This is a genomic window from Streptomyces sp. NPDC015220, from assembly GCF_043079345.1.
In the GTDB taxonomy this organism is placed as follows: domain Bacteria; phylum Actinomycetota; class Actinomycetes; order Streptomycetales; family Streptomycetaceae; genus Streptomyces.
In genome coordinates this window covers 222,330-248,019 of record NZ_JBIBUK010000010.1, presented here as the reverse complement: position 1 = coordinate 248,019, position 25,690 = coordinate 222,330, and the positions used below count along the sequence as shown (strand labels likewise).

The following is a 25,690-nucleotide window of genomic DNA, read 5'->3' as shown; positions in this document are numbered from 1 at the left end:
GGGGGGGTTGTTGTGTAATGCGGCCCACCCCGGCCCCGCCGCCCGCCGCCGGCGGGGGGGCGGGCCCCACCCCCGGGGGGGCCGGGCGCCCCCCCCCGGCCCGCCCGCCGAGGCACGCCCAGGCCCGACTCCCGGGCTCCGACCAACGTGCCGGCCCCGGCGCTCGCCGGGGCCGGACGCCAACTCGCCGTACCGGCCGAGGACCTGACCCGTCCGCTCACGGCCCCGTTCGAGGGCGCACGGCCCAGCGACCGAGCCACGGCACCGCCCACCGCACCCGAGCACCGCACCGAACACCGGGCACCACGTCCGCTGGACGCGCTGACCACGCCGACCGGGCCCTCGCCCTGACCGCCCCGACCGCCGGTACCGCCCCCGCGGTGACGCGAGCGGCGGGCCCGCACTCGTGCCATCGATCCGCCTCCCGCGAGGGCTGCGACAATGCCCTGGATCGTTCCATCGCCCCACAGGCACAGACAGCGAGGTCTTCATGTCCAAGGTCCGGCTGGCCACCAACCACGGGGACATCGTCCTCCGGCTCAACGCCGAGAAGGCCCCCCAGACGGTCGAGAACTTCGTCCAGTACGTCAGGGACGGCTTCTACGACGGCACGATCTTCCACCGGGTCATCGACGACTTCATGGTCCAGGGCGGCGGACTCGAGCCCGGCATGAAGAAGAAGAGCACCCGTGCCGCCATCCGGAACGAGGCCGACAACGGGCTGAAGAACCGCAAGTACAGCGTGGCGATGGCGCGCACGATGGATCCGCACTCGGCGACGGCCCAGTTCTTCATCAACGTCGCGGACAACGGCTTCCTCGACCACACCGCCCAGACCTCCACCGGCTGGGGTTACACCGTCTTCGGCGAGGTGATCGAAGGGACCGAGGTCGTCGACGCCATCAAGTCCGTCGCGACGGGCTCCCGGGCCGGGCACCAGGACGTCCCGAAGGACGACGTCGTCATCGAGCGGGCCGAGATCGTCGAATGAGGCGGTGGGTCACCGCGCTCCGGCCGCCGCCCCGCTGATCCGGGCTCGTCCGCGGCGGCCTCGTCCGCGCCGAGGACCGGCGCGCGCCCCGATCCGGGCCGCGGTTCTCGTCCCCGCCGTCCCGGCGGAGGCGCGTACCGCGGGACGACGCGGCCCGTACGTCCTGCGGTACGCGCCTTGCCGCGTGTGCCGCCGCGCCGACCGACCGAGTCCGCACGGCGGGCGCACGGCGCCGGTGGCGACGAGGCCGGGGTCCCGCCCGGGCGTGGACCACGGGCAGGGGCCCGGTGCGGGGTACGGGACCGGCGGCCGGTTCCCGCACCCGGTCCGCGCGGGCGGGCCGACGCCTCGCCGCACCGGATCCCGGGGCGGCGAGGGCCCGAGGTCGGGGTGGACCTCGGCTCGCATCGGTTCGGATCGGCTCGTATCAGCTCGGGTCAGCTCGGGTCAGCTCAGAACGAACCTCTGGGCGGCCGACCCGTTGCAGTCCCAGATCCGCAACCGGGTGCCGTTGGCGGTCGCACCGCTGGGCGAGTCCAGACAGCGGCCCGACTGCGGGTTGAACAGCGAGCCGTCGGAGCGCTGGTTCCACACCTGACCGCCCGCGCCGTCGCAGTCCCACAGCTCGACCGCGGTGCCGCCGGCCGTGCCGTTGCCCACGATGTCCAGGCAGCGGCCCAGCGTCCGCAGCGCGCCGTTCGCGGTGTGGTACCAGTGCTGGTCGACGGCGTAGGACTGGCAGTCCCACAGCTGTACGGCCGCACCGTTGCCGCCACTGTCGTCGGCCGCCACGTCGAGGCACTTCGCCCCCGGGCCGGCGACCGGAGCGCCGCCGTTTACGGAGAACTTCTGCGCCGCGGCGCCGTTGCAGTCCCAGATCCGCAACCGGGTGCCGTTGGCGGTCGCACCGCTGGGCGAGTCCAGACAGCGGCCCGACTGCGGGTTGAACAGCGAGCCGTCGGCCTGCTGGACCCACTTCTGGCCGCCCACGCCGTTGCAGTCCCACAGTTCGACCTTGGCGCCGCCGGCCGTGCCGTTGCCCACGATGTCCAGGCACTTGCCGATCGTGCTCAGGGAGCCGTCGGCGTTGTGCTGCCAGTGCTGGTCCTCGGCCCAGGTCTGGCAGTCCCACAGTTGCACGGCGGCTCCGTTGCCGCCGGTGTCGTCCGCGGCGACGTCGACGCACTTGCCGCCGGGGCCGGTGACCGTGCCCTGCGGACCGTTGGGCACGTCCGTCGGGCCCGAGTAGCCGACCGAGACGATGTTCGCCTGCACGGCGTTCTCGGCGGCGTCGGTCGGATAGCCGGCGACCATCACGCCCTCGAAGAAGGTGCCCCGGTTCCAGTTGCTGTTGTCGCCTCCGGTGCCCAGGATGATGCCGCCCTCCTGGTGCATGGGCCGGTAGCCGCCGCGGGTGGGCAGCCCGCCGTCCCACCAGGTGGTCAGCGGACCGGACCGGGAGTCGCCGCCCTTGAGGGCGTACCTGGTCTGTCCGTCGTTCTTCAGCACGGCCGTGACGAAGGGGCTGTTGTTGCCCCGGTTGGCGGTGTTCGAGCCGTTGTCGCCCTGGAACATGCCGTTCTCCAGGTCGGCCTCGACCCACGGTCCGGAACCGGTGCACGGCGCGAAGTAACAGGTGGTCGCGATGGACACGGCGTCCATGTGACCGTTTCCGGTGTCGGCCGGGGTGCTCTCCGCGTTGCCGTAGTCGAAGCAGCAGTCGGCGCCGACGTGCGTGCCGCTGGCCACCATGTAGGCGCCCTCGGGCCGGCCGTCGACGGCGACTCCGGAGGCCACCCCGGTGTAGCGGTAGCCGACACCCGGCGAGATCCAGATGCCGTAGACCTTGTGGCCTCCTGCGGTCACCGCGATCTCGCCGGCGTCGGCCCCGCGGTCGGCGCCCATGCCCGAGGTGCCGGCCGGGCCGGGGGTCAGGTCGTTGTGCCGCGAGGTCTGGTCGTAGATCTTGGTCATCCGGCACGTCGTGTTCTGACAGAACGTGTCCTGCCGGGCGGCGTCGGCGTAACCGCCCTGGGCCAGCGGCCCGATGTCGGCACGGGCCCCGTCCGAGGCACGTGTGACCTGGTACACGGGGCCGTCGTAGGACGACAGCAGGGCGCGCGTCGTGCTGTGCGCGGCGACGCAGGGGGTGCCGGCGGAGCCGTAGATGTCGCACGGCAGTGATCCGGCGGCCTGCGCCGCGGCGGGGAAGCCGATCAGGAGACCGAGGACGAGCCCGAGGGCCGCCACCGCGGCCAGCAGATGCCTCCCGGGACGCGGGACAGCCGCTCCCGCGAACGGACGCGGAACGGCCCTCCCTGCGGTGGATCTTGCTCTGCGCATGGTGTGCTCCCGTATCGAGTGAGGGAATGGAGCTCAACCTGGCGAGACGGCAGCCGAGTTCGCGCCGCTCGACACCTTCGCGGGGAAGTTACGCGCACTGGTCGATCGCGTCAATATTTGTTGCTTACATCCCGCCGACACCCTCGAATTCTGTCCAGATCTGTTGTGTTCTGTTCAGTCACGGTGCCTCAAGTCGGCAGTCCTCCGGCGGAACCGGTCCGGAGCACCGCCGTGACGCGCAGGGTCGCCCCGCCGGGGCGGCGGAACATCCTCGGCCCGTGATCCCTGGGCCCGGCAGCAGGCGGCACGAATTCGAGCCGTCCCGCTCCCCCTCACGGCGCCGACCCGCTCCCCCTCACGGCGCCGACCCGCTCCCGCACGGCGCCGATCCGCGCGTCTCAGGCGCGCCCCGGGACATCCCTTCGCGGCTTCCGAAGGCCGGGCTCGGGTGCCGTCCGGAGGTGCGAAGCGTCGTACGGAGATCTGACTTCCGTTTCCTGTTGATTTCCTGTGACAAATCAAGCAACAAACAGTCGAATTCGGCTACGTACCATTAATTCTGTCGCCCCGCCTCATCCGTGTCGGTCATCGAGCACCACGTCCCCGACGAGAAGCGCGGCATCAAGATGCTTGTCCCTGCCTCGACCAACAGGAGCCCTTTGATGCCCATCCCGTTCCCGTTCACGCGCCGCGGCGCCCTGACCGTCGCGGTGCTCGCAGGCACCCTCGGCGCCGCCGCCCTCCCCGCGGCGACGGCCTCGGCCGCCACCACCAGGACCGCCATCAGCCCCGTCGCCACCAACCCCGCCGCCCGCTACGCGGGTCAGGCCGTGGCCATCGGCCAGAACATGGTCGCCGTACTGCGCGACGACCCGCGCGCGGGCGGCCCGGAGGCGTGGATCCGCGCCGTGTCGGCGAACTGGAAGCCGGGCGATCCCTACATGTACCGGGTCCTCGCCAAACTCGACCGCGACCACCTCACGGCGCGGCAGCGGACCCTGTCGCTGCGCCTGACGGGCGCCACCGGATCCGCCCCCGCACTGCGGGTGAGCACCGCCGCGGGCGGCACCAGGACCTTCCCGCTCCCCAAGGTGGGCACTCCCGACGCACGGGGCTGCACCATCGTCACGGAGACCTCCATCGGGGCCGGGAGCATCGCCGTGCTCAGCAACGGGCCCACGGGACCGCGGGCGTTCTTCAAGGACGCCGGCGACGGCACCCGCTTCGGCGGCGTGGTCGACCGCGCCCACCCGGCCCTGCCCGAGAGCGCCGGCTTCGTCGCCCGCATCACCGACCCCAACGGCCCGGCGCCCAAGCTCGTCACCAACATGGAGGGCGGCGGCCACCCCGCGAGCACGACACCCTTCCCGAAGCCCGGATGCCTCAAGTGACACGGTAGGGCGACGCGCCGGGCCCGCCGGTCCGCGTCACGACTCCGCCATTCGTCACGGCGGGACCGTGGCCCGGACCGGCAGGCCCGGCCGGGGCGCGGGCCGCCTCCCCGCCGCGGGTGGCGAGGGGCACGGACGCCCGCCCACGGCCGCCGACCCTCGGCGGTCGGCCCGGGCTGGTCGGCCGGCACCCATTGTGGGAGCGCTCCCGCTGGGTGCAGCATGTCTCCCATGACGACGTCCCGTGCACTCATCCGGCCCTACCGTTCCACCGATCGCGACGCCCTCTTCGACATCTGCGTGCGCACGGCCGAGAACGGCGGCGACTCCCGACACATCTACCCGGACCCGGAACTGCTGCCCAACATCTTCGCCGCCCCCTACGCGGAGTTGGAGCCGGAGCTGGCGTTCGTCGTGGACGACGGCGAGCGTGCGGTGGGTTACGTCCTCGGCACCGCCGACACCCCGACCTTCGTACGGCGCTTCCGGGACGAGTGGCTGCCCGGGCTGGCCGGCCGGTACCCCGCCACGGCCGGCGAGCCGAGCACACCGAGCGAGGTGATGGTGCGTCTCATGCACACCCCCGAGCGCATGCTCGTGCCGGAGATCGCCGACCACCCGGCCCATCTGCACATCGACCTGCTCCCCAGCCACCAGCGGGCCGGCTACGGACGCGAGTTGATGGACACCTTCCTAACCGCGCTGGCGGCGCGCGGGGTCGAACGGGTCCACCTCGGCATGGTCACCGCCAACACAGCCGCCCGCGCCTTCTACGACCGCCTCGGATTCTCCGTCCTGCCGGTGAAGGACCCCGGGCCGCTGACCTACCTCGGGCGCTCGACCCGCCCGCTCACCGGCCATGGGGCGCGAGGCACCCGGCCCGGCGACTGAGCCGACCCGGCCCGGGCGGTGCGGGTCCCGCCGGGGGCGGTGCGGGTTCCGCCGGGGGGCGGTGCGGGTTCCGCCGGGGGCGGTCCGGGTTCCGCCGGGGGCGGTGCGGGTTCCGCCGGGGGCGGTCCGGGTTCCGCCGGGGGCGGTCCGGGTTCCGCCGGGGGCGGTCCGGGTTCCGCCGGGGGCGGTCCGGGTCCCGCCGGGGGCGGTCCGGGTTCCACCGGGGGCGGTCCGGGTTCCGCCGGAGCGGTGCGGGGCCGGCCGCCCGGTCGCGGCAGCCGGCCCGGCCGGGGGACCCGGTTGAATCGCCGTCAGGCCCGGCGGGTCACTCGTCGTCAGGCCCGGTGTGCACGCGAGGCGAGTCGATCGGCGAGCGCGGCGACGAGGTCGCGCGGTTCGTCGGGCCGCTGGATGACGAACGGCCGCCTGGATGTTCCCAAGCGCCAAGTGGCAGCCCGGCGTCTTCGTCATCGCCAACCGCGCGGGACCGTCCACAGCCTCGTCCACCCGGACTCAACGCATCCCGGGCAGGCGGCTCAACTCGCTGACCTTCATCAGCCGGGCGAGAAGGAGATACCCCAGGGCCGTTGCGAGCGCCCCGGCAGCCAGTGCGACGGCGGTGGGCCACGTTCCACTTCCCAGATCCGCGCACGCACGCGCGGAAACCCACCCCAGCCCCGCCGCCGGGCCCGCGGCGCAGAACAGTTTCACGTAGGTGCGGCGCAGGCCGCCGTCGTCGATACGGCCCCCGAGGCTCCTGCGCAGCAGATGCGCGGTGAGTGCGAGACCGGCCACATAGGAGAGGGTGTAGGCCCCGGCCATACCGACCACGGCCCAGCGGGCGGGCAGCAGCACATGACAGACGGTGGCCAGGGCGATGTTCACCCCCGCGATCCAGGCCGCCATCAAGAACGGAGTGCGGGTGTCCTCGAACGCGTAGAAGCCGCGCAGCAAGAGGTACTGGGCGGAGAACGGGACGAGCCCGAGTCCGAACGCCTGCAGCATGTACCCCAGCGGGCGGGCCGAGCCGGCGTCCGCCGCCCCGTGGGCGAACAGCAGCGAGGAGATCTGCGGCCCCAGCGCGAGGAAGAGGAACGCGGCGGGCACGATGACCACGCCGCTGATCCGCAGCGCCCTGGACAGGTCCGCGCGTAGATCCGGGACACGCCCCTCGGCGACCGCCCGGCTCATACGCGGCAGCAAGGCCGTCACCAGGGACACCGTCACGATCGACTGCGGCAGCATCCATATGGTCTGCGCGTAGGTGTAGGCCGAGTAGCCGGCGCCGGCCTGCGGCAGCTCCTGGTCGGCGGCGTTGGCGTAGTTCGTGACCACCGTCAGGGCGACCTGGTTGGCCAGGACGAACAGCAGCGTCCACTTCGCCGCGTGGACGCTCTTGCCCAGGCCGGTGCCTCGCCAGTCGAACCGCGGGCGGAAACGGAAACCAGCGGCCCGCGCGAACGGAACCAGCGCCAAGGCCTGCACGGCGATGCCCGCCGTCGACCCGATCCCCAGCAACCGCACCTGGTCGGCGGTGATGTCCTCCACCCGGTCGGGAACCGTCATCAGCCCCAGATAGGCGCCGAACATGGCGACCAGCACGACGTTGTTCAGCACCGGGGTCCACATCATCGCGCCGAACTTCTCGCGCGCGTTCAACACCTGCCCGTAGATGCTGAACAGCCCATAGAAGAAGATCTGCGGCAGCAGGAACCGAGCGAACGTCACCGTCAACTCGAAGGCCTCGTGACTGTCCGGGGTGTCCCGCATGTACAGGCCCACGATCTGCGGCGCCGCCCACACCGCCAGCGCCGTCCCCACACCCAGTACACAGACCACGAGCGTGACCAGACGCTGCTCGTAAGCGCGTCCGCCATCGGGCTGCGTGGCCCTGGCCCGAACCAACTGCGGCACCAGCACGGCGTTGAGCGCCCCACCGATCAGCAGCGTGTACAGACTCGTCGGCACGGTGTTCGCCGTGTTGTACGTACTGGCCAGCAAACCTGTGCCGAGCGCCGCGGCCTGCAGCACCTGACGGATCAGTCCCGTCGCCCGTGACACCACCGTGCCGACAGCCATCAGTAAGGACGAACGAGCCAGCCCGCCCTTGTCCTTCTTCCGCCGGGCGGCATGCCGCCCCCTTCTCTGCTGCTCCTGCGGCATGGTCCGCGCCGCGGAGTTCGCCCCCTCGACCATGCCGTCAACCTATGTCCTCACGGACCCAGGTCCTCAATTCGCCGGCGTCACGCAACAGGCTTCATCCCTGGCGCTGCGGGACGTTCTCGGCAGACAGCAGGCCGGGCGACCGATCAGCACCGCGAGCGCCTCGTCCTCACCGAGCACGAGGGGAGGCTGGAGGTACCCGGGGCGAGCCGGTGCTCGCCGTACCGGCCGCGCACCGACTGGGCACGTCGAGGTGGATCAGACGGTCCGCCTACCGCCGCACCGTGTGCCCGTCGGCGCCGAGCCGGTCGGCGGGTCCGTCCACCGTCCGGGTGCCGCCCGGCTGCGGCGGTTCCAGGAGGGTCGGCACGCGGCCGGTGGGGCGAGGCATGTTCACGGCTTGGCGCCGAAACCGGACCGAACCTGTCCGCTATCGCTCCTAGCCTGCGGAGTGCAGCGTTTCCAGCAGCCAAGGAGAACCATGGACTTCGTCTCGATCCGCATCATCACCGGCGACGTGGCGCGCCTCGTCGAGTTCTACGAGCGGGCCACGGGGGTGCGGGCGACGTGGGCCACCGAGGACTTCGCCGAACTCAGGACCCCCGGCGCCACCCTCGCCATCGCCGGCACCCGCACCGTCCCGCTGTTCGCCCCGGACTCGGCCCGTCCGGCGGACAACCACAGCGTGATCATCGAGTTCCGCGTCGACGACGTGGACCTCGTTCACCGGAACCTGACCGGTTTCGTCACCGACTTCGTCAACGGGCCCACCACGATGCCCTGGGGCAACCGCTCGCTGCTGTTCCGCGACCCCGACGGCAACCTCGTCAACTTCTTCACCCCCGTCACCGCGGCGGCCGAGGAGAAGTTCGCACGTTGACGCCGTGCGCGCATCGACGCCGTGCGCGGCCGCTCGCGTGGGAGCCGGGCCCCCGGGGTTCCCGAGAGCGCGCGGCCCGCAGCGGACGGACGCCCCAGCGGGTGCGTGCCGAGTCCCATGAGAGGAAGGCCAGCTCATTTTCGGCCAATCGACGACCGCGCCCGCCTTCGCGGCGGGAGGGGGCGATCGACGTGCCGGACGACAGTTGCCCGACGACCCGTCAACCCCGCCGTGACAACCGGCCCGGCTCCGCTCCCGCCCCGCCCCGGTCCATCCCCGCTCCCGCCCCGCTCCCGCCCCGCCCCGGTCCGGTTCGCCACGGTCGTTCTCCCTCGCATGCGGCCGTCCCGGTGGTTCGCTCCGCCGGCCGCCCCGAGCGGCATGCCCCCCGGGCGGGTCGGGGGAAGGAGTCCCTCGATCCCGGGACAGGTATCGGGGCGGGAGTCGAGCGGAGGCGCAGTCATGACACGATCGACCGGGCACGGGAGCGGCTCCGCGACCGACAGCCGGCGGACGGCGCCGGGGCGGCGGCAGTCGGCCGGCCCCGCACAGCGCCTGTCGCGTCACCCGGCCGCCGGCATGGCGGTGGGCGCCCTGTGCGTGTCGGCCTCCGCGGTACTGCTGGGGCTGGCGCGGACCGAACCCGGGACGGCGTCGTTCTACCGCTGTGCGCTGGCACTGCCGGCGCTTTTGCTGCTGGCCGTGCCGGAACACCGCCGCGAGGGCTCGCCGTCACGCGGGCAGGTCGGGCTCGCGCTGCTGGCGGGCGGCGCGTTCGCCGGGGACATGCTGCTGTGGACCCAGGCGATCGGCGAGGTCGGGGCGGGGCTCTCCACCGTGCTGGTCAATGTGCAGGTGGTACTGGTGCCCCTGCTCGCCCGGCTGATCGACCGGGAGCCGGTGCCCCGCCGTTTCCTGCTCTGGGGTCCCGTGATCCTGGTGGGCGTCGTGCTGACCGGAGGGATCGTCGAGGGCGGCGCCTCCGGAAGCGATCCGTGGTGGGGCACCCTGCACGCCGTGCTCGCGGCGGTGTGCTATTCGGTCTTCCTGTTCCTGCTGCGGCGCGGCGGTCACGGCGGCCAGGTCCGGCAGCCGTACGCCGTGGTGATCGCGTCCGCGGCCGTCGTGTCGCTGGTGGCCGGTCTGCTCCGGTACGGCATGGACTTCACACCCGGTCGGCAGGTCCTGGGCCGGCTGCTGGCGGTGGCGGTCTCCAGCCAGGTGGTGGGGTGGCTGCTGGTCGCCACTTTCTCGCCGCTGCTGGCGAGCCACGTCGGCGCCGTCCTGCTGCTTCTGACGCCGGTGGGCGCGGTGGCGCTGGGCGCCGTGGTGCTCGGGGAGCGCCCCACGCTGCTGCAACTGTCCGGCTGTGCGCTGATCCTCGCCGGCGCCTATTTCGCCGGGGTCCGCGAGGCCTGGCCGCGCAAGCGGCCGCGACGGCCGCGCGGCGGGGACGGAAGGTCCTGACCGCGGCGTCCCGGGGCGCCGGCGAGGGTGTGTGAGGAGGTGGCGGCCGCCGGGGCCGGGCGGGGGGCGCGACATCGCGGCGGCGACGTCGGCGGGGATGTCGTCCGGCACCGGGACGGCCCGGTCGGCGGGCAGGGCGATCCGCTCGGCGTAGCCGCCGTAGACGTAGACCCATGCCACCCGGTCCCCCACCGCGAAGCCGGTGACGCCCTCGCCGATCGCGGCGACCCGGCCGGCCCCCTCGACGCCGGGGACGAACGGGACGCCTCCGGCCAGTCCGTACCCGACCCGGGAGCCGGTGTCCATGAAGTTGACCCCGCAGAAGTCGACGTCGACCAGGAGCTTTCCCGGTCCCGGCTCGGGGTCGGGCCAGTCCCGCACCCGCAGGACTTCCGGCCCGCCCAGCTCTTCCACGACCACAGCACGCATGTGGGACACCTCTTCCGGTTCGTCTCCGTCGGTGCTTTCGCCGGTGGCCGGCGGTGGACGCGGACGAGGCCCCGCCGTCCCGGGGGACGTGCGAGGACGTGCGGACGGCCGGGCACCGTGGTTCCGCCGGCACCGGCGGTCCGCCGCGTCACGACCGTGAGCGTGGGAAGTGATTTTTGGACCGGCAAGTCCAGAAAAGTCTCCGTGCGAGGGCCGGATCACTTGACGGAACCGCCGGTGATGCCGGCGGCGATGTACTTCTGCGCGAGGACGAGGAGGACCGCCGCCGGCACCGCGGACAGGACGGACGCGGCCATCACCGAGCCCCAGTCGCCGACGTGCGCGCCGATGTACTGGTAGATGCCCAGCGTGACCGGCTTGACGTCGTCGGTCGTGTTCAGGGTGAGGGCGAACATGAAGTCGCTCCACGAGAAGAGGAAGGCGAACAGGCCCGAGGTGATGAGCGAGTTGCGGCTCATCGGCAGCGCCACCCGCAGGAACGTCCGCACCGGCCCGGCGCCGTCGATCTGCGCCGCCTCGATCACCTCGCCCGGGATCGAGACCATGAAGGAGCGCATCAGCACGATGGAGAACGGGATGCCGAGCGAGGCGTCGGCCAGCATCAGACCGAAGTAGGAGTTGACCAGGCCCAGGTCGACGTAGGAGTTGTAGAGCGCGTTGGCGATGACGATGCCCGGCACCATCTGGGTGATCAGCGTGCCGAACACGATCGTCCGCGAGCCGCGCAGTCCGAACCGGGCCAGCCCGTAGGCCGCCGGGGCGGAGATCGCCAGGCAGATGACGACCGCGCCCAGCGACACGGCCAGCGAGGTCAGCAGGTGACCGCCCTGGTCGCCGAGGGCCTTGGTGAAGCCGGACAGGTCCAGGCTGCCCGGCACCGGGTCGACCTGGAGCAGACCGGACGCCGGCTGGAGCGCGGTGTTGAGCATCCAGTACAGCGGGAAGAGCATCACGCACAGGATGAGCACGCCGGCGATGGTGGAGCCCCATCGGCGCCTGGGTGTCGTGGGCGGGTGGGAGGCCACGGACGTCACTTCCCCTCGGTGCGGTTGGCCCGCAGGTAGAACACCGCGAACACCGCGGAGACAAGGATGAGTACGTTGCCGACGACCGCGCCCGCGCCGAAGTCGAGCTGCACGAAGGAGTTCTGGTAGGTGAGCGTGCCCAGGGTCTGGGTGGCGTCGGCCGGGCCGCCGTCGGTCAGGGCGAGGATCAGGTCGAGGATCTTCACCGTCGACATGAAGCCGAGCACCAGGACGACCGTGATCACCGGCTTGAGCATCGGCAGGGTGACGGAGCGGAAGGTCCGCCAGGCGGAGGCGCCGTCCAGGGCGGCCGCCTCGTTCAGCTCCTCGGGTATCTCCTGCAGACCGCCGTAGAGGATGACCATGTTGAACGGGATGCCGATCCAGATGTTGACCATGATCACCGACAGCAGGGCCATGCCCGGGCTGGTCAGCCACGGGGTGTGGCCGCCGAGGCCGAGCGTGCCCAGCAACGAGTTGAGCACGCCGGTGTCCTGGTCGAGGACGCGCCGCCACACGATGCCGGACACCACCATGGGCACCAGCCAGGGCAGCAGGATCAGGGACCGCAGGACACCACCCAGCGGGAACCTCCGGCTGAAGAACACCGCGAGGGCGAGGCCGATGCAGAACTGCCCGAGCAGTGAGCCGGCGGTGAACACCAGGGTGTGCCACAGCGCCTTGCCGAACAGGGCGTCCTGGAAGACCTTCGACCAGTTGTCGAGGCCGTTGAAGGGAGCCTCGCCGGTGAAGAAGGTCTTCGGCGTGTAGTGCTGGAAGCTCATCACGACGTTGCGGACGAGCGGGTAGCCGAAGAACAGCAGCATGAAGACGACGGCGGGAGCGACGAACCCCCATTGGGCGAGGCGGCGCCGCAGCCGGGTCCGTCGCGGACCGGGCGCTCCGGCGGCCCGGCGCGCCGTGGCGGGCGCCGGGCCGGTGGCGGTGGACGTGGTCATGTGCGCTCCCCTCACTTCCCGCTCGTGGCCCGCTGCTGGGCGCGTGTCAGGGCCGCCTTGCTCGACTCACCGGTCAGGGCCGACTGGAAGGCGCTCTGCAGGGCGAGCGACACGCTCGACCATCCGGCGCCGAGCTCGGCCGTGCGGGAGCGGGCGGTGGCCACCTGGTCGGCCAGGGCGTCCAGTTCGGGCACTCGTGCCCGCCACACCGCGGCGGCCTTCTCGTCGGCCGGGACCATCCAGCTGTTGAGCGCGTAGGTCAGCTGCTCCTGCTCGCCGGAGAGACAGCCGACGATCCGCGCGGCCGTCCTCTCCCGCGCCCGGTCCCCGGTGTCCGGCACCGTGAGCACCGCACCGCCGAGGGGGCCCACGGACCTGTCCCCGGCCCTGGGCACCGGGATCCGCGCGATGCCCCAGTGCAGCGACTTCCTGGTGTTCAGCGTCTCGACCTGCCACGGTCCGTTGATCATCATGGCGGCGTTGCCCGCCATGAACTGGTCGTTGACGTCCGCCTGCGTCCAGCTGACCGTCGACTTCGACAGCGAGCCGTCCTTCAGCAGGGACTTCCAGAAGTCCAGGGCCTCGACGACCCGCGGTCCGTCGAGCTCCTTCTCGTCGCCGCCGTTGGACCACATGAACGGGGTGAACTGGAAGACACCGTCCTCGGCCCCGCCCGCGCTGAGCGCCAGGCCGTACCGCTTGCCCCGGGTGAGCTTCCGGGCGGTCTCGCGCAGTTCGGCCCAGGTGGCCGGGACCTTCAGGCCGGCCCCGGCGAGGACGTCCTTGTCGTAGAAGAGCGCGAGCGTGTTCACCGAGCGGGCCGCGCCGTAGTACGTCCCCTTGTAGGAGCCGAAGTCGACGATGCCGCGGGGGATCCGGTCGGTGCCCAGGCCCAGGCTCCTGAGGTCGGTCAGTCCCCCGGCCTCGGCGAACGTCGGCATCTCGGAGGCGTCGAACTGCACGATGTCGGGCAGCGACTTCGAGGACGCCATGCGCAGCGCCTTCGTCATCACCTGCGCGGCCGGGACGCTCTGCTGCTCGATGGTGACGCCGAGCCGCTTGCCGCAGCGGGCCATCGCCTGAGCGTCCCAGCGGTGGTAGGACTCGTCGGTCGAGGAGTTCATCACGGTGTACACGTCGCTGTCGCGCTGCTGGCCGCATCCGGTCAGGGCCGCCCCGGCGACCAGGGCGGAGACGACGGCGAGTGGCGCCGCGGCCCCGCGGGAGCGTTTGCGGCGCGCGGCAGCCGGAGTGGGTGCTGTCACGTTGGGTGCCCTTGCGTGGGTTGCGTGGGAGAGGGGGGAACGGCGGGCTCAGCGGGCGCCGGGCAGGTGGTCCGCGGCGGGCCGGCCCCGGGTGCCGGCCGGACCGGGGGCGGGGCGCGGGGCGCCGTCGAGCGGGCACCGGCCGGGCCGGCCGACGGTCCCCAGGCCGAGGACGGGCCTGCTCGCGAGCCTGTTCTCGGATGATGAGTTGAAGCGCTTCGACATGCTGCGGCCTTTGCTGTCGTGTCACCCGGCGTCTCCGCCGGGATTTTGTTCGCTGGGATGACTAATACGTCAAACCGCGGTGTCGCGCTAGACCCGTGCACATGTTGACTGGCCCGCCCCACGAAGCCGCAGTTCGTGACCGTGTCGGAATAATCCCAGGTCAGACCGGATATCTAGACCCTGGTTGGCACACCGGCCCGATCTGGCCTGTGTACGATCCAGTGGCCGGGTGGCCGGCTCCGCACTCCTCCACCGATCAACCCCGCTCCCCCGAGGACGACCATGAAGTTCACCAACGGGTTCTGGCGCATTCGCGACGGCGTCCAGGTGGCGTATGCCACCGAGGTACGCGACATGCGCATCGAATCGAAGCGCTTCACTGCCCATGTCGCCGTGCAGAGGGTGACCCGCAGAGGGGACACGCTCAACGCGCCGCTGCTCACCGTCGACTGCTTCTCCCCCGCCGAGGGCGTCATCGGTGTCCGCGTCACCCACCACGCCGGCAGGCGGCGACCGGGCCCGGACTTCGCCCTCGCGGCCGAGCCCGGCGGCGCGGGCGAGGTGCGCCGCGACGGCGCCGTCACCGAGCTGGTCAGCGGCCCGCTGACGCTGCGCCTGGACCGCGCCGCCGAGTGGTCCCTGACCTTCCACGACGCGGACGGACGGGAGCTGACCCGGGCCGGCCGCAAGGGCACCGCCTTCGCCACCACCGACGACGGCACGCACCATGTGCTGGCCCAGCTCGGGCTCGGCGTCGGCGAGCAGATCTACGGCCTCGGCGAGCGCTTCACGCCGTTCGTCAAGAACGGCCAGGTCGTCGACGTCTGGCAGGCCGACGGCGGCACCAGCAGCGAACAGGCCTACAAGAACATCCCGTTCTACCTGTCGTCGCGCGGCTACGGCGTCTTCGTCGACCACCCCGGCAAGGTCTCCTTCGAGGTCGGCTCCGAGTCCGTCGGACAGGTGCAGTTCAGCGTCGAGGACCAGACGATGGAGTACTACGTCGTCGCCGGCCCCACCCCGAAGGACGTGCTCGGCCGCTACACCGCCCTCACCGGCCGCCCGGCCCTGCCGCCCGCCTGGTCCTTCGGGCTGTGGCTGAGCACCTCCTTCACCACGGACTACGACGAGGCGACGGTGACGTCGTTCGTCGACGGCATGGCCGAGCGCGGCATCCCGCTGTCGGTCTTCCACTTCGACTGCTTCTGGATGCGCGAGTACCAGTGGTGCGACTTCGAGTGGGACCCGGAGGTCTTCCCCGACCCGGAGGGAATGCTCGCCCGGCTCAAGGCCAAGGGGCTGAGGATCAGCGCCTGGATCAACCCCTACATCGCGCAGAAGTCCCCGCTGTTCGACGAGGCCGCCGCACTCGGTCACCTGGTGCGCCGCCCGAACGGCGACGTGTGGCAGTGGGACCTGTGGCAGGCCGGCATGGGGCTGGTCGACTTCACCAGCCCCGACGCCCGCGCCTGGTTCCAGTCGAAGCTGAAGCCGCTGCTCGACCAGGGCGTGGACTGCTTCAAGACCGACTTCGGCGAGCGCATCCCGACCGACGTCGTCTGGCACGACGGCTCCGACCCGGAGCGGATGCACAACTACTACACCCACCTGTACAACCGGACCGTCTTCGAACTCCTGGAGAAGGAGCGCGGGCAGGGCGAGGCCGTGCTCTTCGCCCGCTCCGCGACCGCCGGCGGCCAGCAGTACCCCGTGCACTGGGGCGGCGACTGCTGGTCGTCCTTCGAGGCGATGGCCGAGTCGCTCAGGGGTGGCCTGTCCCTGTCCCTGAGCGGATTCGGTTTCTGGAGCCACGACATCGGGGGCTTCGAGGGAACGCCCGACCCCGCGGTCTTCAAGCGGTGGCTGGCCTTCGGCCTGCTGTCCTCCCACAGCCGCCTGCACGGGTCGTCGTCCTACCGGGTGCCGTGGGAGTTCGGCGACGAGGCCGTCGCCGTCGCCCGGCGCTTCACCCTGCTCAAGCACCGTCTCATGCCCTGGCTCTACGGCGCCGCCGTCGAGGCGCACCGCACCGGTGTCCCGGTCATGCGGCCCATGGTCCTGGAGTTCCCGCACGACCCGGCGTGCCGCCCGCTGGACCGGCAGTACATGCTCGGCGCCGACATCCTGGTCGCGCCCGTGTTCGGCGAGGACGGAGAGGCGGAGGTCTACCTCCCCGAGGGCTCCTGGACCCACCTCCTCAGCGGCGAGCGGGTCACCGGCCCGGTGTGGCGCACCGAACGGCACGGCTACGACAGCCTTCCGCTCTACGTCCGCGAGGGCGCCGTCCTGCCGCTGGCCTCGGACGACACCCGGCCCGACGGCGACTGGCTGGACAACCCCACGCTCCTTGTCCACCCGCCGGCCTCGGGCGAGTACACCGCCGAGGCCGTCGTGCCCGACCCGGCGGGTGCGCCGGCCGCCGTGTTCCGCGTGCGGCGGGAGGGCGGCGTCCTGCGTGTCACCGCCGACGGCACCGACCGGCCCTTCACCGTGCGCGTCGCCGGGGGCGCGAGTGCCGAGGGGGCCGGTGAGGTGAGCGTCCCGCTGGGGTGACCGGGCAGGGGCGGGGGCCGGGACGTCGGCGCGCGGCACCGGGGAGGCGAAACGCTCCGCCGGGCCGCCGTTGACGGCCCGGGGCCCGGGCTCCGCTCAGGGCAGGATCGCGTCGACGTACCCGCCGTCGACGCGCAGCGCCCCGCCCGTCGTGGCGGAGGCGAGGTCGGAGCTGAGGTACACCACCATGTTGGCGATCTCCTCGGGTTCGATGAGACGTTGCAGCAGGGACTGGGGGCGGTGCTCCCGCATGAAGGTCCGCTGCGCCTCCTCCCACGGCAGGTCGCGGTCGACGAGCTGGTAGACGAAGTCCTCCACGCCGCCGGTGTGGGTGGGTCCGGCGATGACGGAATTCACCGTGACCCCGGTGCCCGCGGCCTGCTTGGCGAAGCCCCGGCCGACGGCGAGCAGGGCGGTCTTGGACATGCCGTAGTGGATCATCTCGGCGGGCACCACCACCGCCGAGTCGCTGGCGATGTACTGCACGCGACCCCAGCCGCGCTCGCTCATCCCCGGCAGGTACGCCCGGGTGAGGCGGACGGCGGCCAGCACGTTCACCTCGAAGTAGCGGCGCCACTCGTCGTCGGTGATCTCCAGCGGGTCCTTGGCCCCGAAGATGCCGAGGTTGTTGATGAGGATGTCCACCTCCGGCAGGATCTCCCGGGCCGCGGCGGCGCCCTCGTCGGAGGCGACGTCGGCGGGGACGGGGACGAAGTCGCCGTCCGGCAGTTCGCCCTTGAGGCGCTCGACGGCCTCGTCGACCCTTCGCCGGTCGCGCCCGTTGATCCCGACCCGCGCGCCGGCCCGGGCCAGGCCCGCCGCGATGGCGGCTCCGATGCCCTGGGTGGAACCCGTCACGAGTGCCGTGCGTCCTGTCAGGTCGATGCGCATGCCTTGCCCTTTCGCGGTGTGCGGGGTGTGCCGGCCCGGTGAGCGGCCCGGCATTCCGGCTTCCCCGTCGGCGGGCCGGCTCTCCCGGCACCTTTCCCGAGCGTCATCTTCGTCCGGGCGCGCGGCGAGCGGAGTGAGGCGCGCGGGACCCGCGGGGGCCGTGAGACCGGCGTGGTGGCGCGGCCGGGGGCGGCGGAGCATGCCGTCGCCCCCGGTCGTGGACCGCGCGGATCACCTCCCGTCGCGGGACCGGTCGCCCGCCGGAGCACGGTTGGTGCGGTACACGTCCGGGACGCAGAGGTTGAGGACGACGGCGGCGGCGATCAGCGCGGCGCACGCCAGCAGAACCCGCCGGCTGTCCCACGAGTGGGCGGCGAGGGCGGTGATCAGATAGCCGAGGGGGATGGCGAGGCGTTCGCCGACACCGTTGAACGCGCTCATGCGGCCCTGCTCGGCCTGTGGCACGTGCTGCTGGAACGCGGTGGTCCAGGTGACGATCCCGACGTCGAGCCCGACCCCCGCCAGCAGGGCGGCCGAGAGGACCAGCGGCAGCGGCAGGCCGCCGGCCATGGCGGCCAGGGGGAGCGCGAGGACACCGCCCGTGGCGACGGCGACCGCGAGCAGCCGGTACGGTCTCCAGCGCAGGCTCACCAGGGTGCCCGCCAGCAGACCGGAGGCGAAGGCCGCCTGGACCATGCCCCAGTCGCGTGCGCCCGCGTACTGCCGGGCGGCGACGAGGGGCCCGAGGAGCTGGAAGCCCGCCAGCCACGCCGCGACGAGGACGGTTCCGGCGGCCGTGTACGTCCACAACCAGGTACGCGACCGGAAGCCCGTCCATCCCGCGCGCAGGTCGGCCAGGACGCCGCCGGTCGTGGTGAGCGGGGCGTCCAGGCGCAGACCGAGGAGCAGCACGGCCGCGGCGGCGAAGGTGAACGCGTCCCAGGCCAGGGCCCATGCCGCGCCGCTGGCCGCGACGACGAACCCGGCGACGACCGGAGCCAGCACCTTGACCGCGTTGCCCGGCAGCCTGAGCAACGCGTTGGCCTGTTGCAGGTGTCCCGCGGGAACGATCTGCGCGACGGCCCCCTGCGCGGCCGGCACGATGAAGGACGCCGCGGTGCCCGAGACGAGGCCGCACACCGCGATCGAGGCCGTCGTCGCCTGCCCGGTGGCCACGGTGAGGGCCAGCGCGCCCTGGGCGCCCGCCGCGAGCAGATTGCCCAGGAAGAGGATCCGGCTCCGGGACAGGCGGTCCGCGAAGACGCCGCCCACCAGGAGGAACACGATCGTGGGCACGGTGTTCGTGGCGAGCACCAGGCCGAGCGAGCCGGCTCCCCCGCCCTGCTCGATGACGGAGTAGGCCAGTGCGAGCGGCGCCATCGCCGATCCGGTGGCGGAGACGAGCTGGGCCGACACGAACCGCCGGAAGGCCGCGTTCCGCAAGGGCGTGCTGATCGTCGTCACTGGCTCGGCGGCGGTCTTCATGATCTCCCTCGTGCTCGGCGCAACGAGCACCCTAGCGCGGGTCGGCCGGGGCGCGGCGCCTTCGGACGACGACCTGCCGGTTCGCCCGGCTCGCCACGCACGGCGCCCCCGGCGTCACGGTGCCGTGCGGCCCCGGGGCGCGCGTCGCCGGCGAGCCGCGGCGCGTCATCCGCCCGCGGCTCCGCCCCCGGCCGGGCCGCCGCGCGTCAGGACTCCGGCGGCCGCGGCCCCGTCGCCGCGGGGCCGCACCCGTCGGGCGGGTGGGGGGCGTTCAGGCGCACGGCCATCAGGGCCACGTCGTCGCTGCCGTCCGGGGGCAGCCGGTCGAGCAGTTCCGAACAGGCTTCCTCCGGGTCCGCGGAGACTTCACCGGCCACCTGCGCGAGGGTGCGCAGGGAGTTCTGGAGGTCCTCGTGACGGCGTTCGACCAGCCCGTCCGTGACCAGGAGGACCAGGGAGCCGGGCGCCGCGGTGACCTTCATGGCGGGAGGATGGGGGAGGCCGAGGCCGAGGAGGGGGCCGTGCTCGTGCACGTATCGGACCGTGCCGTCCGGGGCGCGCAGCAGCGGCGGCAGATGACCCGCGTTCGCGATGTGGATGGTATCGGAGTCGAACTCGATCAGGACGACGCAGAGGGTGACGGTGGCGCCGGGCTGGACGGACGTCAGCAGGTGGTCGAGCTGTGCGAGGACCACCTCGGGCGGGTGGCCCTCGGCCGCGTAGGCGCGCAGGGCGTGGCGCACCTGCCCCATCACCATGGCGGCGTCCAGCGAGTGCCCGGCGACGTCGCCGACCGCCACGACCAGGCCGGCGGAGGTGCTGATCGCCTCGTAGAAGTCCCCGCCGATCTCCGTGCGTTCGCTGGCGGGCAGGTAGCGCACGGCGAGGTCCGCCCGTGCGCTCTCCGGCAGGCTCTCCGGCAGGAAGCTGCGTTGCAGGGTGAGGGCCAGCGCGTGCTCCTCGCTGTAGCTGCGCAGCGCGTCGAGCGCCAGCGCGCTCGCCTGGGCGAGCTGGGTCAGCAACTGGACGTCGTCCGGCGACGTGACGGCGTGCGCGGGCGTGATGATGACGACCGGGGGCCGGTCGGCCTTCGCGTGGCCGACCACGGTGCGCCGTAGTTCCGGGTCCCTCAGCCCGGGGGGCAGACAGGGCAGACGGGGAACGGAACCCTGCGGGCCCCGTTCGCCGCCGTGGCCGCCGCGCTGGGGCCAGGCGGACGTGGAGTGCACCTGCCGCTCGGCGGGGCGCGGTGCGCCGTGCTCGTCCTGCCAGGTGTGGGCGACCAGCGGGCTGCCCTGCGGGGTGGTGAGGAACGCGGCCGCCTCGCAGCGGAAGATGGCCGCCGCCGCCTCGGCCATCACCTTGACGAGTTCATGAGCGTCGGAGGCGCTGTAGAGCGCCAGGGTGAGGCGGTTGAGCAGGCGCAGCCGGTTGGCGAGGAGTTCCGCCCGGCGCCGGGCACGGGCGTAGCGCAGGGTCGCGGTGACCGTCGCCAGCAGTTCGTCGGGGGCTATGGGCTCGACGAGATAGCCGTCGGCCCCGCGGTAGAGCCCCTGGGCCCGGTCGTTGACGGTGATGGCGGAGGCGGAGACGTTGATGACGGGCACGGCGGCGGTGGCCGGGGCGCTCTTGATGCGCTCGCACACCTCGAAGCCGGTCATGTCGGGCAGCCGCACGTCGACGATGGCGATCTCCGGCAGCGGGTCGGCCCTGTGCAGCAGTTCGAGCGCGCGGGTCCCGTCCTCCGCCTCGTTGACCTCGTGCCCGGCCCGGCGCAGGGTGGTGGCCAGGACGTACCGGTTGGTGGGGTCGTCGTCCACCACCAGGATGCGTGCCGGACTGTGGTCCTTGTCTGGTTGTTCGGTCATCGCTGTTCCTCGGTACCGGACGACGGGGGGCGGGCGGTCCCGGGCGCCTCTCGCGCGGTCGGCGCGGCCGGCGGCCGGGTCAGGACGGTGGCGAGATCCTCGGCGGTGAGGCGGGACTTGTTCAGGACGGAGCGGACCCGGGCGAGGCGCGAGCGGTCCACCTCGGACGGCTGGAGCGCGGTCAGAACGACCACGGGGACGCGGGCCGTGGCCGGGTTCGCGGCCAGCAGCCGCCGGATCTCGTACCCGTCCAGGCCGGGCATGTTGAGGTCCAGGAGGAGGGCGTCCGGTCGCTCCTGCTCGACGGTGGCCACGGCCCGGCCGCTGTCGGTGAGGACGGTCACGGACTCGACGAGCCCGTGCAGCAGCGGCAGGAACCCGGCCAGGAACGCCTCGTCGTCGTCGACGACCACCACGGACCTCAGCAAGAACCCCGGGGCGGGGGGCCGCCGCGGGACCCGCTCTCCCGGCTGTGCCGTACCGGTCCGCACCCTCGCCGGACCGTCGCCGTCCGCCGCTGCCGCCCTGTCCGGCGCGGCGGAGGGGTCCTCCGGCGCCGGCCGGGCGGGGATCCCGACGACCACCCGGGTGCCGTGGCCGACCTCGCTGTCGAGCGTCAGCGTGCCGCCCAGGAGCTCCGTCAGCCTGCGGGCGTAGGGCAGTCCGAGGCCGGTACCGCCGCGGCCGCGCTGGTGCGGCCCGCGTACCTGGTAGAACTCCTCGAAGACGCGCTCGAGCTGGTCGGCCGGGATGCCGACGCCGGTGTCCCGGACGAGGAAGACGAAACACCTCCCGTGCTCGTCCTCCCGCTCGGTGACGTCCAGGGTCACCGAACCCCCGGCCGTGAACTTCAGCGCGTTCGACAGCACGTTCCGCAGGATCCTGGTCAGCATGACCTCGTCGGTGACCAGGGAGCCGCGCTGGACGTAGTCCGGGATACTCAGGGCCACCCCGGGTTGCGCGATGCCCTGGAGGGTGCCGCGCAACTGGTGCAGCAGTGGGCGCAGGTCGGTCTCGGCGTGGTGCGGCTCCAGCCGGCCGGACTCGGCCTTGGCGACGTCGAGGAGTTCGTCGACGAGGGCCAGCAGGGTGCTGCCCGACGCCTGTACGAGCGCGACCTGCCGGTGCTGTTCGTCGGAGAGCGGATCGGCTCCCGAGTCCAGCAGCAGGCGGGCCAGCGCGATGACGGAGTTGACCGGTGAGCGCAGCTCGTGGCTGACGTTGGCCCAGAAGCGGAGCTTGGACTCGTGGGCGAGTTCGAGCTGCCGTGTCTTGTCCTCCAGTTCGGCGTAGAGGGCGACGACTCCGCTGTTCGTCTCCTCCAGCTCGCTCGCCAGCTCCGAGTACAGCGCCACGACTCCGGCGTTGGTCTCCTCCAGCTCCGCGTTGAGCCGCTGGAGCTCCTCCTGCTGGTGCTGGGACTCCTCCAGCGCCGCCAGCAGTTGGTGGTTCTGCGTGCGCAGAGCTTCGATCAGGTCCACTCCTCCGTGTGCGCCGGTGAGCCTGGCGCGCGTCTCGGCGGCCAGTTCACCGGCGGACGCGGCCGGCGTGGGAGTGCGCTGCCCCAGGACCAGTTGGTGGCCACCGCCCTCCCCCGCGGGCAGCAGCCGGCAGTCGTCGAGCAGCCGGGTGGCGGCGGTGAGCAGGCTCGACGACGGCTGACGCGCGTCACGCCAGCTGAAGCGTACGGACACCAGGGCGACGTCGGTCTCCTCGACGCCGAGCCGGGCGGTGAGGCCGGAGGCGCCCAGGAGGTGTTCGCCGACCTCGCTGACGACGGTGGCCAGCCGGACCAGGGGGCTGCCCGTCAGAGACATGGCCCGGCACGCCGACTGCGCGCACCGGCGCAGAGTGGCCACGTCGCCCCCCTCGCGGAGGGCGATCGTGACCAGCTCGTGGACGGCCGGCCCTGAGGTCACGACTGCCTGCTCAGCGCCACGACGATTCCGGCGTCGTCCCTGCGGACCGCTGCCTGGTTGAGGATCTGTGCGGCGACCAGGGACGGGTCCTGCCCGAACAGGCCGGGGAAGTCCGCGGGCTTCCAGCGGTCGCTGAGCCCGTCGGAGTGCATGACGAGGGCGGCGCCGGGCTGGAACGCGGCCTCGAAGGTGCGGGGCCGGGGCAACTGGACGCCGACGATGCCCGGCATGGACAGCAGCACGCTGCGGGTGTCGCCGTTCCCGACCGACGCCGCGATGTTGCCGGCGCCGCTCAGCCGCACCCGCTGCCCGGCGAAGTCGATCAGTGCGATCGCCACGGCCGCGCCGCGGGTGCCCCGCAGGTCGCGGTGGAGGTCCTGCAGTACGGCCGCGGGGCTCGTCTCGCGGCTGTCGCGGAACGCGCTGCGGGCCCGGTCGCCGACGGCGGCCGCCAGCGGACCGTGCCCGAGCCCGTCGCACATGAGCACCAGGAGGCCGCCGGCGCCCGGCCCGGCCACCGTGCGCACGGCCCAGGTGTCGCCGCAGACCTGTTCGCCGCTGATCGGACGGGTCAGGCCGCCGGTCAGCACCGGGGCGGGCGCCGGCGCCTGGCCGTCCGCCCAGAACCGCGCGTGGACGACGGTGCCCCGCCCGCGCAGGGTGTGGATGCCGGAGGAGTCGGCGAGCCGCCCGATGGCGCCCATGCCGATGCCCAGGCTGCCCGCCCCGGAGGTGCCGTCGCGCAGCGCCCGCTGCACGTCGTCGATGCCCGGACCGTTGTCCAGGGACAGGCACTCGACCGCGGCGCGGTCGCGCGCGCGCACCACCCGCAGGGCGAGAGAGCCGTCGTCGGCGTGCTTGAGGAGATTGGTGGCCATCTCCGTCACGCACAGCTCGACCTGCGCCACCCGGTCCTCGGGCATGCACAGGCCGCGGGCCAGCTGGCCCGCCTGGCGGCGCGCCGCCGCCGCCAGGGCGATGTCCGAGCGCAACCAGTGCACGTCACCGGCCTCGGAGACGAGCGTGCCGCTCACCGACCCCACTTCACAATGCGCACGGTGGTGCCCCCCGGCCCGGAGTCGATGGAGAACTCGTCGACGAGCCGCTTGGCGCCGCTGAGTCCGAGCCCCATGCCGTTGCCCGACGTCCAGCCGTCGGTCAGCGCCAGCTCTATGTCCGCTATCCCCGGCCCCTGGTCCTGGAACTCCACGAAGACCCCCGAGCGTGCGCCGTCGACGACGGTCGCCGCCCGCACGACGCCCCCTCCGCCGTGGACGAGCATGTTGCGTCCGAGTTCGCTGGCCGCGGTGACGAGCTTCGTCTGGTGGACCAGGGTCAGACCGCCGCGCTGGGCAAGGGTGCGCACCATCTGCCGCGCGGAGACGACGTCGCTGCTGTTGGCGACCGGAACCGTCTCGGCCGACGCCCTCGCGCTGCCGTAGTCCTTCATGCTCGGCCCGCGCTGAGACGCCGTAGCAGCTTCAGCCCGCGTTCCAGGTTGAGTGCGGTACGGACGCCCTTCAGGGACAGCCCGAGCTCGACGAGTGTCATGGCGACGGCGGGCCGCATGCCGACGACGATCGTCTCGGCGCCGAGGATGCGCGAGATGGAGGCGTTGGTGGCGAGCATGCGCCCGACGAAGGAGTCGACGATCTCCAGCGCGGAGATGTCGATGACGACGCCCGTGGCGCCGGTCTCGACGATGCGGTTCGACAGGTCTTCCTGGAGGTCCAGCACCATCTGGTCCTCCAGGTCCGTCTGGATGGAGACGAGGAGGATCTTGCCGATCTTGAGAACGGGCACGCGGTCGGTCACAGCAGGCCCCGCACGTCCTCGTCGGTTTCCTGGGCCATTTCCTTCAGCGCCTGACGCAGCGCGTCCGACAGCGAGGCGTTGGTGGGGATGTCACCGAACTCGATGCCGAGTGCCACGATCGTCTGGGCGATCTGCGGACGGATGCCGGAGATGGTGCACTGCGCGCCCATCATGCGGGCGGCGACGACCGTCTTGAGCAGGTGCTGCGCGACCTGGGTGTCCACGGTCGGCACGCCCGTGATGTCGATGATGGCGTGCGTGGAGTCGCTGTCCACCAGCGTCTGGAGCAGCTTCTCCATCACGACCTGGGTGCGGGCCGAGTCGAGCGTCCCGACCAGCGGCACGCCGACGACGCCGTCCCAGAGCTTGACCACGGGGGTGGAGAGTTCCAGGAGCTGCTCGGCCTGCGAGGAGATGATCTCCTCACGGGTGCGGACGAACGCCTCGGTGGTCAGCAGGCTCAGCTCGTCCAGCAGCCGGGCGAACTGCAGATACGTCTGGACGCCCTGTCCGTCGCCGGCGAGGGAGGGCTCCAGCACCTCCTTGAGGGCGAGCACGCTCCGGGCGGTCTCGGACGGGGTGAAGCCCTGCCGGGCCCGGTTCCGGGAGAGCTCGATCAGCAGGCTGCGCACCTCGCCGAAGTGCTCGCCCCTGCCCTCCAGTCCGCCGTCGATCAGGGCCCGCAGGACGGCCTGGTACAGCTCGCCCAGTTCCCGGCCCACTTCGGCCATGCTCAGCCGGCCCTGAAGCTCGTCGCCCACCGTCCTGGTCCACTGGGCGAGGAACTCCTCACGTTGTGTGGTCAGGGTCTCGACCAGTACTTGCGTGTTGCTCGCAGCCGCCACGTCATCCTCACCAAACACTTGACTGAATATGCCATGGAGACCTTACGGCAACCCGCCGGTAGCCAGCCCCGGACCTCGGCTTCCGCAGGCCCGCGGTGTCGACCGGTGGCCGCGGAACACCGCGGCCACCGGTCGTGCGGCCCGGGCGGCCGGTCGGGGCCGGACGCCTCCAGGGGGAACGTGAGTCCGATCACCGGCCTCGACCGCCCGTCCGGGGCGGGCCCGGCGCCGGCCGCCGGGTCGCCGGCGCGCTCCTGGCCGCCC

At 72.5% G+C, this 25,690-nt stretch carries 19 protein-coding genes and 2 pseudogenes; 6 read left to right on the top strand and 15 right to left on the bottom strand.

All coding sequences use genetic code 11. From position 1 onward, the window contains the following. The first annotated feature begins 490 nt into the window (after window positions 1–490). Window positions 491–991 (top strand): peptidylprolyl isomerase, encoded by a 501-nt coding sequence (locus ACF061_RS21580; protein WP_392268534.1) that lies wholly within the window; start codon window positions 491–493, stop codon window positions 989–991. A gap of 447 nt (window positions 992–1,438) precedes the next feature. On the opposite strand, the gene ACF061_RS21575 is transcribed toward ACF061_RS21580, so the two are convergent. Continuing rightward, window positions 1,439–3,334 carry an arabinofuranosidase catalytic domain-containing protein gene (locus ACF061_RS21575; protein ID WP_392268533.1) on the bottom strand — a complete coding sequence of 632 codons (1,896 nt, stop codon included), beginning with the start codon at window positions 3,332–3,334 and terminating at the stop codon, window positions 1,439–1,441. A 662-nt stretch (window positions 3,335–3,996) separates the two neighbouring features. Here ACF061_RS21575 and ACF061_RS21570 point away from each other — a divergent pair. Together ACF061_RS21570 and ACF061_RS21565 are read left to right on the top strand one after the other, a co-directional pair. Further along, window positions 3,997–4,725: a hypothetical protein gene (locus ACF061_RS21570; RefSeq protein ID WP_392268532.1), complete on the top strand. Its 729-nt coding sequence runs from the start codon at window positions 3,997–3,999 to the stop codon at window positions 4,723–4,725. Window positions 4,726–4,956: 231 nt separating this feature from the next. After that, on the top strand, window positions 4,957–5,616 hold the full coding sequence (locus ACF061_RS21565) for a GNAT family N-acetyltransferase (protein ID WP_392268531.1): 660 nt from the start codon (window positions 4,957–4,959) through the stop codon (window positions 5,614–5,616). 335 nt (window positions 5,617–5,951) lie between these two features. Here the strand turns inward: ACF061_RS21565 and ACF061_RS21560 are convergent. Together ACF061_RS21560 and murJ are read right to left on the bottom strand one after the other, a co-directional pair. Further along, window positions 5,952–6,056, bottom strand: a pseudogene (locus ACF061_RS21560) (transcriptional regulator); the annotation flags it as partial. Between the two features lie 73 nt (window positions 6,057–6,129). Beyond that, a complete protein-coding gene (gene murJ, locus ACF061_RS21555) occupies window positions 6,130–7,812 on the bottom strand; it encodes a murein biosynthesis integral membrane protein MurJ (protein ID WP_392268530.1) in 1,683 nt (560 codons plus the stop codon). A 448-nt stretch (window positions 7,813–8,260) separates the two neighbouring features. Between murJ and ACF061_RS21550 the strand changes: the two genes are divergently transcribed. Further along, entirely contained in the window at window positions 8,261–8,659 is a 399-nt protein-coding gene (locus ACF061_RS21550; protein ID WP_392268529.1) for a VOC family protein, read from the top strand. Between the two features lie 462 nt (window positions 8,660–9,121). Then, window positions 9,122–10,126, top strand: coding sequence for a DMT family transporter (locus ACF061_RS21545; RefSeq protein WP_392268528.1), 1,005 nt, complete (start codon window positions 9,122–9,124; stop codon window positions 10,124–10,126). A gap of 114 nt (window positions 10,127–10,240) precedes the next feature. Here ACF061_RS21545 and ACF061_RS21540 read toward each other — a convergent pair. The 4 genes and pseudogenes from ACF061_RS21540 to ACF061_RS21525 form a co-directional block, all read right to left on the bottom strand. Then, window positions 10,241–10,555: pseudogene (locus ACF061_RS21540) on the bottom strand (alcohol dehydrogenase catalytic domain-containing protein); the annotation flags it as partial. Between the two features lie 218 nt (window positions 10,556–10,773). Continuing rightward, complete coding sequence (locus ACF061_RS21535; protein WP_392268572.1) at window positions 10,774–11,601, bottom strand: carbohydrate ABC transporter permease; 828 nt, start codon at window positions 11,599–11,601, stop codon at window positions 10,774–10,776. Between the two features lie 5 nt (window positions 11,602–11,606). Then, window positions 11,607–12,560, bottom strand: coding sequence for a carbohydrate ABC transporter permease (locus tag ACF061_RS21530; RefSeq protein ID WP_392268527.1), 954 nt, complete (start codon window positions 12,558–12,560; stop codon window positions 11,607–11,609). A gap of 11 nt (window positions 12,561–12,571) precedes the next feature. Next, a complete protein-coding gene (locus ACF061_RS21525) occupies window positions 12,572–13,825 on the bottom strand; it encodes an ABC transporter substrate-binding protein (RefSeq protein ID WP_392268526.1) in 1,254 nt (417 codons plus the stop codon). Window positions 13,826–14,332: 507 nt separating this feature from the next. Here ACF061_RS21525 and yicI point away from each other — a divergent pair. Next, window positions 14,333–16,603, top strand: coding sequence for an alpha-xylosidase (yicI, locus tag ACF061_RS21520; protein WP_392268525.1), 2,271 nt, complete (start codon window positions 14,333–14,335; stop codon window positions 16,601–16,603). Between the two features lie 96 nt (window positions 16,604–16,699). On the opposite strand, the gene ACF061_RS21515 is transcribed toward yicI, so the two are convergent. The 8 genes from ACF061_RS21515 to ACF061_RS21480 form a co-directional block, all read right to left on the bottom strand. Continuing rightward, window positions 16,700–17,494 carry an SDR family NAD(P)-dependent oxidoreductase gene (locus tag ACF061_RS21515; protein ID WP_392268524.1) on the bottom strand — a complete coding sequence of 265 codons (795 nt, stop codon included), beginning with the start codon at window positions 17,492–17,494 and terminating at the stop codon, window positions 16,700–16,702. Between the two features lie 231 nt (window positions 17,495–17,725). Next, window positions 17,726–18,979 carry an MFS transporter gene (locus tag ACF061_RS21510; RefSeq protein WP_392268523.1) on the bottom strand — a complete coding sequence of 418 codons (1,254 nt, stop codon included), beginning with the start codon at window positions 18,977–18,979 and terminating at the stop codon, window positions 17,726–17,728. Between the two features lie 206 nt (window positions 18,980–19,185). Next, a complete protein-coding gene (locus ACF061_RS21505) occupies window positions 19,186–20,847 on the bottom strand; it encodes a SpoIIE family protein phosphatase (protein WP_392268522.1) in 1,662 nt (553 codons plus the stop codon). Continuing rightward, window positions 20,844–22,766 (bottom strand): ATP-binding protein, encoded by a 1,923-nt coding sequence (locus ACF061_RS21500; RefSeq protein WP_392268521.1) that lies wholly within the window; start codon window positions 22,764–22,766, stop codon window positions 20,844–20,846. Before ACF061_RS21500 ends, ACF061_RS21505 begins: the two co-directional genes overlap by 4 nt. Next, on the bottom strand, window positions 22,763–23,809 hold the full coding sequence (locus tag ACF061_RS21495; protein ID WP_392268520.1) for a SpoIIE family protein phosphatase: 1,047 nt from the start codon (window positions 23,807–23,809) through the stop codon (window positions 22,763–22,765). The genes ACF061_RS21500 and ACF061_RS21495 overlap by 4 nt, the downstream gene beginning before the upstream one ends. Then, window positions 23,797–24,216: an anti-sigma regulatory factor gene (locus ACF061_RS21490; RefSeq protein WP_392268519.1), complete on the bottom strand. Its 420-nt coding sequence runs from the start codon at window positions 24,214–24,216 to the stop codon at window positions 23,797–23,799. Before ACF061_RS21490 ends, ACF061_RS21495 begins: the two co-directional genes overlap by 13 nt. Further along, entirely contained in the window at window positions 24,213–24,581 is a 369-nt protein-coding gene (locus ACF061_RS21485) for an STAS domain-containing protein (protein ID WP_392268518.1), read from the bottom strand. Before ACF061_RS21485 ends, ACF061_RS21490 begins: the two co-directional genes overlap by 4 nt. After that, the gene (locus ACF061_RS21480; RefSeq protein WP_392268517.1) at window positions 24,578–25,426 is read right to left on the bottom strand and encodes an STAS domain-containing protein; all 849 of its coding nucleotides are present in this window, start codon (window positions 25,424–25,426) and stop codon (window positions 24,578–24,580) included. The genes ACF061_RS21485 and ACF061_RS21480 overlap by 4 nt, the downstream gene beginning before the upstream one ends. Window positions 25,427–25,690 lie beyond the last annotated feature (264 nt).